Consider the following 11,232-nt stretch of genomic DNA (forward strand, 5'->3'; position numbering starts at 1 on the left):
GCCCGGGCATCGACCCGCCAGGTCGGTGCCCACCGGCTTCAAAGACAGACGCAGGAGTGCTGCCCAATCCTCGTCGGGCGGAAACGGTAGACTGAGGCGCAATGCCGCTCCCGCATCCGTGCGGGGCGGTCCCCCTCATTTCACCGGAGCCACACCATGCAATGGAGAGCTTTGCCCTGTGTCCTCGCCCTGTGCCTGGGGGCCTGCTCGGAGCCTGAGCCCGAGGCCCCTCGGCCCTTGAAAGTCGTCCTCTTCCCCTACATTCCAGATGCTGCGGGAGACGGCTTCGCCAGCCTCAAGCAGCGGCTGGAGGCGGATTTCGAGCAGGAGCATTCGGACATCGACCTGGACATCGTGTTCGACGCGAACCTGGACCTCTATGACCTGGATGAAGGAGGCACGCTGAACCAGCTCCTTGGCCCGGGAGCAGGGGCCGCGCAGGTGGTGGAGATCGACACGCTCATCATGGGTGACCTCGTATCGAAGGGCTGGGTGCAGCCCGTCGCCCTGGCGGCGGGGGCCGCGCATCCGGCGGCGGAAGAAGCCGTCTCCATCGCGGGCCAGAGCTATGGGGTGCCGACCTACCTGTGCAGCTACGTCGTCTACTCGAACAGCCCCCACCTGTCGTCGGCCACGGATGGCGATTCCCTGGTCCAGATCCTCACGGATGTGGCGCCGGGGATGCGCCCGTTGGCGGCCAACTACAGCGGAAGCTGGACGCTGCCCTCGTCCTACTTGGACGCGTGGGCCGACACGAATCCCACGGGCGGGTTGTCCCAGGCGTTGTCGCTGCCGCTGGACGCGTCTGCGCTGGCTTCGTTCGAGGACGTGGTGAAGAGCTGTGAGCTGGAGGCAGGCGTCAACCCATGCCTCGACGGCACCTACGCGGATGGTTCCCTGGCGGAAGAGGCGTTCGCCTTGGGGCAGGCCAACGGCTTCATGGGCTACACGGAGCGCCTGTTCTTCGTCCGGAAGGCCAACCCGGGCATGGCGCTGCCAGAAGTCATCTCCGTTCCGCTGGGCACGGGCTCCGCGCCCGCGGTGTTCGTGGATGCGCTGGTGGTCAGCGCGCAGTGCACGGGGACGTGTGCCGAGGACGCCCGCGCCTTCACCGACTTCATGAAGGCCCCGGACGTGCGCAGCCTCATCGCCTTCAGCGGGGACGCGCCGCAGGGCACGACGCCGCGCTATCTGCTGCAGGCCACCCAGGCTTTCTATCAGCAGGAGCCCGCGCGTTCTGACCCGATGTACCAGAAGTATGTGCAGTTCCTGAGCGGGGCTCGGCCCTATCCCAATCAGGGCTTCCCGCAGAACCGGAAGACGCTCCAGTCGGCGCTGATGGACGCGCTGCAGTAGAAAGACGTGCGGGTGTCGCCATGCGTCACGGCCTTCTGCGTTACAGTTTGCGTTCCCCATCAGGAGGTCGTGACATGACGGTTGCTGGCAAGCGCCCCAACTTCCTCATCATCACCACGGACGAGGAGCGATTTCCGCCTCCGTACGAGAATGAAGAGGCCCGTCGGTTTCGTATCGAAAATGACCAGGTTGGCCAGGAGCTCCGAAAGCATGGCATCGAGTTCCTCCGGCACCACACGGCCTCCACGGCCTGCGCGCCCAGCCGCACCACGCTCTACACGGGGCAATATCCGTCGCTTCATGGCGTGAGTCAGACGCCCGGCATCGGGAAGTCGTCGTTCGATCCGGACATGTACTGGTTGGCGCCCAATACCGTTCCCACGTTGGGGGAGTATTTCCGGAAGGGCGGCTATCAGACGCACTACCGGGGCAAGTGGCACATCTCCGACGAGGACATCCTGGTGCCGGGGACGCAGACGGCCCTCATGAGCAATGACGTGAGCGGCGACGCCTACCCCGAACGCATCGCCTTGTACGAGCAGGCCGGGCGTCTGGAGAAGTTCGGCTTCTCCGGTTGGATTGGCCCCGAGCCCCATGGCGCGTCACAAGCGAACGACGCCACGGTCCGCGACCCAGGCTTCGCCGATCAGGTCTGCCGGTTGCTGAGCGATCTGGAGCATCAGGCCGCGAAGGGTGACGCGGCGCCGTGGCTCGTCGTGAGCTCCTTCGTCAATCCGCACGACATCGTCTTCTCGGGCCTGCCCTGGTTCACCGAGTTCAGCAACCTTCAGCAAGCGGGGAAGCTGCCGGACGTGGCGCCTTCGCCGACGGCGGGCGAGTCGCTCGAAAGCAAGCCGCGCTGTCAGAAGGACTACGTCTACACGTATCCGCGCATGTACCTGCCGCAGCGCGACACCGCGTCGTACCGGCAGTTCTATTACTTCCTCATGGCGGAGGTGAGTAAACACATCCAGCGGGTCTACGAACATCTCAAGAAGACTTCCTTCTTCGAGAACACCATCGTCGTCCTCACGTCCGACCATGGTGAGATGCTCGGGGCTCACGGCGGCATGATGCAGAAGTGGTACAACGCCTATCAGGAGACGCTGCACGTGCCGTGCGTCATCTCCAATCCAGGGCTGTTTCCAGAGCCCCGGAAGACGGAGGTGGTGACGTCGCATGTGGACCTGGTGCCGACGCTGTTGGGGCTCGCCGGAATCGACGCGGATGCGGCCCGGCGAGAGCTGGCGCGGGACCACTCGGAGGCGCGGCAGCTGGTGGGCAGGGACCTCTCCGGTCTGGTGCTGGGCCGGGAGGCCGAGCGGCATGAGCCCATCTATTTCATGACCGACGACAACGTCGAGTCAGGGCTCCAGATGACCAACAACCTCACCGGCCAGGCGTTCGCGGGCGTCATCCAGCCCAAGCACATCGAGACGGTGGTCACTCGCCTCCCTGAACTCACGGGAGACACGCTCTGGAAGTACAGCTGCTATTCGGACAACCCGCGCTTCTTCGCGGGCGCGGCGGGGAACACGGACGAGGTCGCCACGGCGCGGTTCATTCCTCGTGAGTACGAATGCTACGACCTCACGGAGGACCCGCTGGAGACCCGGAACCGGTGCAGCGCGGTGGCGGCGCAGCCTCTGCCGCAAGACATCCGTGACGCGCTCGACAAGGTCCTGAAGGAGCAGCGGGAGAAGAAGCGGCTGCTGCCCCAGAGCCTGAATCGGAACGCGGCGCCGAAGGGGCCGCTGCGGGACTGAGGTCACGTCGTTCGACGGCGCGGAGCCCTTCGCACATGGCGCAGGCCGGCGTGACGCCGGACCTGCGCCACGTCGAAGGGGGCCCATGCCGTCCATGACCTGCCGTGTTGTCACGAATCAGCAAGAGCTGGATGACGCGCTTCGCGTCCGTTGGGTTGTTTTTGGAGGCGAGCTGCGGTTGATGGCCGGACGGGAGCTCCCGACACAGCGTGAGGTGAATGGCTTCGACAAATTGTCGAGCACCGTCCACCTGGTCGTCTACGTGGAGCACGAGCCCTTGGCGACCGTGCGGATACTGCTGCCGAATCCCGAGGTGGCATCCGCGACCGGCGGCGTGCTGGGCCTCAAGATGAAGCATCGATCGGACCTGACGGGTCTGGTTGAACCGGGACAGGTTGTGGCGGAAGCAGCGCGCTTCTGCGTGCACCGGCAGTGGCGGCACTCCGATGCGGTGGTGCTGCTGCAGGCGGCCTTCTACGCGGAGAGCTGGTGGCGCGGCGTCACACACCGGCTTGCCGCGGCGCATCTGGAGACGGACTCGGAGGTGGATGCGCGGCTCATCCAGCAGGCCATTGCCCACCACAGCTGGCTGAGCTCCACTGAAGGGTGAGGACTTCCGAAGGCTCCGTGACACCTGCCGTGTCGAGCACGCCCTTCTACACGTCCGAGGAGCGGGCACGCGCCCTGGAAGGGTAGTGGGACACGGTGCGGTTGCCTCGGTCGCCCGCGCTCGTTGCTTGGCGAATGGGCGGGCGGTTCATCTCCGAGCTGCTCTATGACATGGGCTTTTGTCGCTTCACGTCGCCCCTCATCGCCGCTTTGGATGAGATTCCCTCCAGTACGCTGGAGCGGTTCGCCGCGCAGATACCCGAGGAGAGCACGTACCTCTCGAGAGGTAGAGACATCTCCCCTTGACCGGACCATCCTTCCTCATCAGCGGGTACTTCAGAAGGGAGGATGGCCATGCCGTGTGCTTCAAATAGGTCGCAGGAGCCGCGCGGCTTGGTACAGGAAGTCGACCCGGTTGTCGCAGTTCAGAGCCTTGTAGATGTTGCGCACGTGAGTTTTCGCCGTGTGAAGAGTGATGTTGAACTCCTTGGCAATCAACTCTGGGCTCCAGTTCCTGAGGAGCCCCCACGCGATTTGCATCTCCCTCGCACTCAAATACTGAGCAAGCTCTTCTGGAAGCGGAATGGACTTGGGAACTTCGTGAAGAAGCATCGCCCACTGCCTCGGCCCATCCGATTCGGGAAGCTCGATGAAGATCACCACCAGATTCTCATCGTCGCGCGGGAAGATCAGTCGGTGCTCCCGCGGCCTCATGAGGATGTCTACCTGGGACAACGTCTTGATGTGCTCAAGCAGCGGCTTGGGAAGTCCCGCCCGAGTCCGTTCGTCTTTGGAGAACCACTTCTCCAGCAACGCAGTCGCGCGCTCGGAGCGACGCGTCTCGAACGCGGGGGGCGCTACGACGAGGAACTGGAAGCCCTGACGTCGACTCATGGCGTCCAGGAGGCGATCGCCCGTCAGCGGGCTGTCCATGTGACGGCTTTTGTAGATCGCGGCCACAAAGCTGGGGGAGAGGAGCTGCAATGCCGCTTGGGCCTTCCGAGAGAAGGGGCGTCGCCGGTCCCGGTACATGGTGAAGCCGCAGTACATGCCATGCTGGACCGTCATGAGCGTGGCCAAGACCTGCTCCAGTTTCAGACCCAGCTCACAGCTGCGCAGGTAGAGCGGGCTCTTCTCCAGTTCCTTTCGAGGCAGCATCTCCGAGTCCCGGAGCACCGTGTCGCGTTGGCGTACGACGGATTTGAGCACGAAGTCATCGGGTTGCAGCTCGGCATACCGGGCCAGCAGCGCGTTGGGTGCGCCTGCCTCCTCGACCCACTCGTATGTCGATGGTCGCCCTCTGCTGACGATGCACAGACCCGTGTAATCGGCGGGGACGAGCTTGGTCAGCAGCCTTCTCGCTTGTCCCAGCATGTCTGGCAGGTGCAGCGAACCATTGAGTGCGACGGCGACATCGCGCATGAGCATGCGCTCACGCGAGCTAAAGTGAATTGACGCGACCATTCATCCCCCGGCCAGTAGATGCTCCGATGGACAGCATAGACGTTCAGGTCCTGAATAGGCCCCTGGTCACTGTCTGTCAGTACCTCCGGAGAGGTAGACGCTCCCCCTTGTGCCCGTGTTGGCCTGTCGCTATTCGAAGGGGCGCATGGCCAGATCCTCCGCTGCCTTGATGAAGGGGCGCAGCGGCTCTGCGTGCTCGCCAGCGATAACTGGACGGAGGCTGCGAGGGCTTCGTGTCTCTTCGCGCGGAAGATGAACGCGCGGTTCATCTCCAAGCTCAACTACGGCGCGGACTTCCGCCGGGCCACCTCGTCGCTCATCGCCATGCTCGACGAGGTCCCAGCCAGTACATCTCCCCTGCGTGTTTCGACGCGCTCGAACTCCGCGTCAGCCTCGCCGGATAGGCGAGGCCCCTCCGCGTCAGATCTCATGAAGCCAGTACTACCACCCTGGAGGTATGTGCGGCTCCGCGACAAATCTGTACCGTCTTTTAAATGGTCAGGATTCTTCATTCAGCGGATTGGCAGATGGGGCTCCGAGCCCGTCATGTGGCTCATGTCGCGGAGGACGTGCGGAAGGCGAGACTGGAGGCCGCGAGCAACGTCATCAGCGCGGCCAACCGGTCGAAGGTAGATGCCGTCGTCCTGGCGGGTGACATCTTCGAGCACAATATCGTCGAGGACCGTGTCGTCCATGCGGTCATCAAGGTGCTCGCGGGCTCTCTCGCGCCCGTGTACGTCCTGCCCGGCAACCACGATGCGCTGACGCCGGATGCCGTTTTCCGCCGGGCCTCCTGGAATCAGCGCCCGGATCACATCACCGTGCTGGATGGGAATGCGGCGGTGCCCATCCCGCACACCGATGCCGTGTTGCTCCCCGCGCCACTCCGCCAGAAGAAGGGTATGAAGGACCCCACCGCCGGCTGGGAGATGGCGTCCGGCCTGGACGCGATTCGCATCGGCGTGGCTCATGGCTCCCTGCGCATCGAAGGAAAGCACGCCGCGGACGACTTCCCCATCGCACTGGACGCGGCGGTCCGCGCTGGCCTCGACTACCTAGCCTTGGGGCACTGGCATGGGCAGTACGTCCATGACGTTCGTACGGCCTACTCGGGAGCCCACGAGACGACGAAGTTCGGTGAGGTGGGCTCGGGGCAGGCGCTGCTGGTGGAACTCTCGTCGCGGGGCGCCGTGCCCCGGCTGGAGCCGATTGCAACAGGGGCGCTGACCTGGAGGACGGTGGAGCTGGACCTGAGCCAGGGCCACGAGCCGGAGGTAGCTCGGGCTCGGGAGCTCGTGGCGCAGCTGGCGCGCCCCGAAAGGGCGCTGCTGCGCATTCACACCACGGGATTCTCTTCCGAGGACGCCTCATCAGGGTTGGATGCGTTCCGTGAGGAGCTTCAGGGGGGAGGGCTTCTTCATGTCTGCATCGAGCGCGAGGACGTACCACGCGCGAAGGCAGAGGGGCGCCTCGCGGACATCGCAGGTTCGAGCAGTCTGATCTCCTCGTTACTGGATGGGCTGAACAAACCGGCCGCAGTTGGACCAGGTGCCACGCCGGAGCCCGTCAGGACCGCGGCCAGACAGTTGCTGTCAGAGCTGGTGATGGAGGTGTGGAAATGATTTTGCGCAGGCTTTGCGTCCAGCACTTTCGCTGCTTCCGGAGCCCGGTGGATCTGCAAGGGCTGGGAACGGGCATCCATGTCATCCATGCGCCCAATGAGACGGGTAAGTCGAGCCTCATCCTGGCCGTCGCAAGGGCGCTGTTCGACCGCCACTCCACGAAGGACCGAGAGATGAACCTGCTTCGTCCCTGGCAGACCAAGCTCTCTCCGCGAGTGAAGCTGGAGTTCGAGACGGCGGGGAAGCGCTACCGGCTTGAGAAGGCTTTCCTGGACGACGCCAGTAGCGTCCTGGATGAGTGGACGGGGAGTCGGTTCGAGCGGCTCGCTGAATCGCAAGAGGCGGATGCGTTGCTCCGAGGCTTCCTTGTCTCCAGCGTGCCCGGAAACGGCGTGACGAAGGTGGGCAACTGGGGCTTGGCCCGGTTGCTCTGGCTGAATCAGTCGGAAGAGCGCTACGACCTGCCCGGCCTCGATACACCGCTCAAGGCCCGCCTCCTGGAGACGGTTGGAGTCGCCGCCCTGAGCAACGAGGAACAGTCCCTCCTGAAGGCAATGGAGGGGGCCTATCGCCGGTTCTTCACGCCCAAGACGGGAAAGCTCGTCACCGGAAGCGACCTCGATCGTGAGGGTGCTCGCATGCGGGAGTTGCGCGAGGAGGCAGCTCGGCTGACTCAGCGGTTGGCGGAGATCGAGCAGCTTGCCAGCGAGAGCATGGACCTCGGCCAGAAGCAGCTCTCCCTGGCGGAGGAACGGAGGACCTATGAGCAGCGGCTCGCTAGCTTGCACGAGCGCATCGCGGAGGAGGAGAAGCTGGAGCAGCAGGCGGCGCTCCGGGAGAAGGACGTCGAGCGTCAACGAAAAGAGTGGCAGTCGCTGGACCAGAAGCAGCGAGAGCTTCTCGCGCTCCAGCAGAAGGTGGTCCAGCAGGAGGACCTGCTGGCTCGCAACGAGCCCGCCTTGCAGGAGGCCCAGGGTCTCGTCCGGCGCGCCGAGGACGGGGCTCGCGAAGCACGCGAGCGACACAAGGCTCAGCAGGGGGAAATGGAACTGGCGGAGCAGCGCGTGGAACGAGGACGACTCCTCGAAGATGCGCGCGCTTCCCTGGCGGAGCAGCGGAAGCTGGACGGGCTCGTCAAGCAGGGGACGCGGGTGGAGACGTCGGTGGAGAATGCCCGACGCAAGACTGCGGGACTGAAGGCGCTTCCAGATGCAGAGGTGAAGCGCGCCGAGGAGGTGCAGCGCAAGCTGACTCAGGCCCTGGACAGGCTGGACGCACAGGGGGTCGAGGTCTCCTTCACGGCCGAGGGCCCGCAGCGCATCGAGTGGGAGGCCCAGGGACACACCACACCGCACAAGCTCACCAGCGAGGAGCAGAAGGTCTTTTCGGGGGTGCGCGCTGGTGCACTGCGCATCAAGGGAGTGGGCGAAGTCCGCGTGCGTACCGCGGCCGAGGAGATTGGCAAGCTCGAAGCGGAGGTCGAGAAGCACCGGAAGGATCTGGCGCGCCGCCTCCATGAGCACGGAGTCGATGATGTGGTGGGCCTGCGCGCGGCCTGGGCGTCCCAGCAGGCCGCGCTTCAGGAGCTGTCGAAGTACGAGGAGGCACGGAGCCAGTTCTTGGAGGACAACAAAGTCGAGAGCGTCGAGGTGCTCAGGGAACAGCAGCGTGAGCAGGCACGGAAGACGGGGGCACTAAGTGCCCAGCTCAATCTTTCGCGGGAGGAGCTACAGACCCACCCATTTCCCGAACTAAAGGCGCTGACGGAGGAACTCAAGGCCCGCAGGCAGGAGGTGAAGGCCCGGGACAAGGCGCGGGAGGAGGCGGAAGGGGCTCTCCGGAAGGCAGAGCAGCACCTGAAGGTCGTCACTCAGGGGCGCAATTCCGCGCAGGCTGCGGCCCAGGCGCTGGGCTTGGAGCTGAAGACCCAGCTCAACACCCTGGGCTTGTCGCTCGAAGGGCTGGGCGCGGAGGTAGAGCGGGGGGAGGCGGAGCTGAACCGTCTGGAGAACATGGTCAAGGGGCTCCGAGCGCAACTTCCCAGGCTGGAGGCACGCGCCACGGTCGAACGGAAGAAGCTGCAGGACACATTGGAGCGGATTGGAGACGAGGAGAAGAAGAACCAGGAGAAGCGCATCCGGGCGCAGGCGTTGCTCGAGCAGGCGGCTGCGGACGGTCTGTACTCGCGGCTCTGCGAGGCGGAGGAGAAGCTGGCGCTGGCGGAAGCCGCGTTCCAGCGACTGGAGACACGGGCCCGGGCCGCGGAGAGCCTCCGCGCCATGTCCCAGGCCTGGCAGGACCAGGTGACCCAGACGTTCCTGGCGCCCATCGAGCAGGAGATCCACTCCCGCCTTGCGTATATCCGTGGAGGAGGGCGGTCCGAGCAAATCTTGCTGGACGCGGAGTTCAGCGAGGCACGGTTGCAGACGGCGGGGGGCCCCTGGCCGCTGGAGGGCTTCTCGTGGGGGATGCGGGAGCAGACCCTGTTCACTTTGAGGCTGGCGCTCGGGGAACTGCTGGCCAGAAAAGGGCCGCGGCCGGAGCCACAGCTCGTCGTCCTCGACGACGCACTGGTGAACACGGACGCGGCCCGGCACCAGCGCGCCCTAGAGGTCATCGAGAGCGCAGGGGACACGTTGCAGATTCTCATCCTCACTGCCTTCCCGGAGCGCTACCGGACTCTCCGGGGCGTGAAGGAGTTCGACCTGAGGGCCCTGGCTCAGGCGTCCTTGCCGTCTTCCTGACCCGAAAGCAAGTCATTCAACCCCGCTCGCCCGTGCTGACCTGTCGCTAGTCGAAGGCGCGCACGGCCAGCTCCTTCGCCATCTCGACGAAGAGGCGCAGCGGCTCGGAGCGCTGCGCACGGCTGGGGTAGAAGAGAAAGAAGCTAGGGCCCTCGTCGAAGCCCTCGGCCACGACATCCACGAAACAACGAGGCCTACGAGCGGGTGCTCAAGAGAGATGTCCGCTACCGCTTCGTCATCGACATTGCGAGCCTGAAGGCCTGACACGCGCGTCCGCTGCCAGTTCTCCCCCCGACGTTCCGTGAACCACTCCGCGACACCGAACGCGCCATGCCCTGGCTGCGCTCGAAGGCACACCGCATCCCCATCTCCTTTCCCGCTCGGCGGAACTCAGCGGCCAGGCGGCACCCGGGGTGTCGTCCGGGCAGGCCATGGCCGCCATGCAGGAACGGGCCGCGCAGGTGTTGCCACCGGGCACGAGCAACGTGGTGCCACTCATTCTGGCCAAGGGCGCTGGAGCGGCGGCACGCAACAGCCTGGCCACGGCCGTCCTCGGCGACATGTTGGTTGTCCACCGTGGTCATCCGGGTCTTCATCCCCAGCCTGTACGTGCTCACGCAGAAGCTGCGCGGTGAAAATCCAGGTGCCAGCGAGATGACGAGGATGAGGAGCAGTCCTCGGAGCATGCGCATCCATGACGCGTGCCTTCCCACGACGTCACCGCGGTTGCTCGCCGCGTCGGGGCGGTCGAGCAGCGCGTCGGATTCTTCAGCGTGCCTTCAAGGCCTATCGCCGCATCGGCGTGTAGTCGCGGGCGATGGCGGTGCGTACTTCTCTTCGTAGACGCGGGACGCTGCGTCCCGAAGCCAGGAGAATGAAGATGTCGAACATTCAAGGGAAGGTCGTCGTCATCACGGGGGCCAGCAGCGGGCTGGGCGAGGAGACCGCCCGCCACCTCGCTTCCCGTGGCGCGAAGGTGTTCCTCGGCGCGCGGCGAACGGACAGGCTCGCCGCCGTTGTGGCGGACATCGAGCGGGGAGGGGGCCAGGCGAGTGCCCGTGCGGTGGATGTCACGAAGCGAGCCGAGGTCACGGCGTTCATCCAGGCCGCGGTCGACAGGTTCGGACGCATCGACGTCCTGGTGAACAATGCGGGCCTGATGTCGCTCGCGCCGGTGGCGAAGACGCTGGTGGACGAGTGGGACCGGATGGTCGACACCAACATCAAGGGTGTCCTCTACGGCATCGCCGCGGCGCTCCCGGTGTTCCAGCGGCAGAACAGCGGCCACTTCATCAACATCTCCTCAGTGGCGGGGCACAAGGTCAGCATGGGGGCCGCGGTGTACGCCGGCACCAAGTTCGCTGTGCGCGCCATCTCTGAAGGTCTGCGACAGGAGGTGGGTGGTTCCATCCGCACGACCATCATCTCCCCGGGGGCGGTGCAGTCGGAGCTGCCGATGGGGAGCTCGGACCCGGAGACCGCCGCCAGCGTGAAGGAGATGTACCAGCAGTTGGCGATTCCCGCGGACTCCGTCGCGAGGGCCATCGCCTTCGCCATCGAGCAACCCGCCGACGTGGACATCAACGAGGTACTGCTGCGTCCCACGAAGCAGGTGCTGTGAGTCCTCACACCAGAATCGAAAAGGTGATGAGCAGAAGGGGCCGGGTGGAC

At 65.1% G+C, this 11,232-nt stretch carries 9 protein-coding genes; 7 read left to right on the forward strand and 2 right to left on the reverse strand.

Annotation, left to right across the window (positions count from 1 at the left end; translation table 11 throughout):
• The first annotated feature begins 156 nt into the window (after window positions 1-156).
• From HNV26_RS02240 to HNV26_RS39155, 4 genes are all read left to right on the forward strand, one after another.
• Window positions 157-1,356 (forward strand): extracellular solute-binding protein, encoded by a 1,200-nt coding sequence (locus HNV26_RS02240; protein ID WP_171440503.1) that lies wholly within the window; start codon window positions 157-159, stop codon window positions 1,354-1,356.
• 74 nt (window positions 1,357-1,430) lie between these two features.
• The gene (locus tag HNV26_RS02245; RefSeq protein ID WP_171440502.1) at window positions 1,431-3,122 is read left to right on the forward strand and encodes a sulfatase family protein; all 1,692 of its coding nucleotides are present in this window, start codon (window positions 1,431-1,433) and stop codon (window positions 3,120-3,122) included.
• A 94-nt stretch (window positions 3,123-3,216) separates the two neighbouring features.
• Window positions 3,217-3,732, forward strand: a complete 516-nt coding sequence (locus tag HNV26_RS39150) for a GNAT family N-acetyltransferase (protein WP_366816729.1) — start codon at window positions 3,217-3,219, stop codon at window positions 3,730-3,732.
• 134 nt (window positions 3,733-3,866) lie between these two features.
• Window positions 3,867-4,037: a hypothetical protein gene (locus tag HNV26_RS39155; protein ID WP_366816730.1), complete on the forward strand. Its 171-nt coding sequence runs from the start codon at window positions 3,867-3,869 to the stop codon at window positions 4,035-4,037.
• Between the two features lie 60 nt (window positions 4,038-4,097).
• Here HNV26_RS39155 and HNV26_RS02255 read toward each other — a convergent pair whose 3' ends face one another.
• Window positions 4,098-5,159, reverse strand: a complete 1,062-nt coding sequence (locus tag HNV26_RS02255) for a helix-turn-helix transcriptional regulator (protein ID WP_171440501.1) — start codon at window positions 5,157-5,159, stop codon at window positions 4,098-4,100.
• Window positions 5,160-5,689: 530 nt separating this feature from the next.
• On the opposite strand from HNV26_RS02255, the gene HNV26_RS02260 reads away from it, so the two are divergent.
• Window positions 5,690-6,817 (forward strand): metallophosphoesterase family protein, encoded by a 1,128-nt coding sequence (locus tag HNV26_RS02260; protein ID WP_171440500.1) that lies wholly within the window; start codon window positions 5,690-5,692, stop codon window positions 6,815-6,817.
• A gap of 47 nt (window positions 6,818-6,864) precedes the next feature.
• Window positions 6,865-9,561: a hypothetical protein gene (locus HNV26_RS02265; protein WP_366816731.1), complete on the forward strand. Its 2,697-nt coding sequence runs from the start codon at window positions 6,865-6,867 to the stop codon at window positions 9,559-9,561.
• A gap of 46 nt (window positions 9,562-9,607) precedes the next feature.
• Here HNV26_RS02265 and HNV26_RS02270 read toward each other — a convergent pair whose 3' ends face one another.
• Window positions 9,608-9,742 (reverse strand): hypothetical protein, encoded by a 135-nt coding sequence (locus HNV26_RS02270; protein WP_436410024.1) that lies wholly within the window; start codon window positions 9,740-9,742, stop codon window positions 9,608-9,610.
• A 699-nt stretch (window positions 9,743-10,441) separates the two neighbouring features.
• Between HNV26_RS02270 and HNV26_RS02275 the strand changes: the two genes are divergently transcribed.
• Window positions 10,442-11,182 (forward strand): SDR family oxidoreductase, encoded by a 741-nt coding sequence (locus HNV26_RS02275; protein ID WP_141257680.1) that lies wholly within the window; start codon window positions 10,442-10,444, stop codon window positions 11,180-11,182.
• Window positions 11,183-11,232: the final 50 nt, after the last annotated feature.

Origin of the sequence: Myxococcus xanthus, from assembly GCF_013116825.1 — a bacterium.
Classification (GTDB): domain Bacteria; phylum Myxococcota; class Myxococcia; order Myxococcales; family Myxococcaceae; genus Myxococcus; species Myxococcus xanthus_B.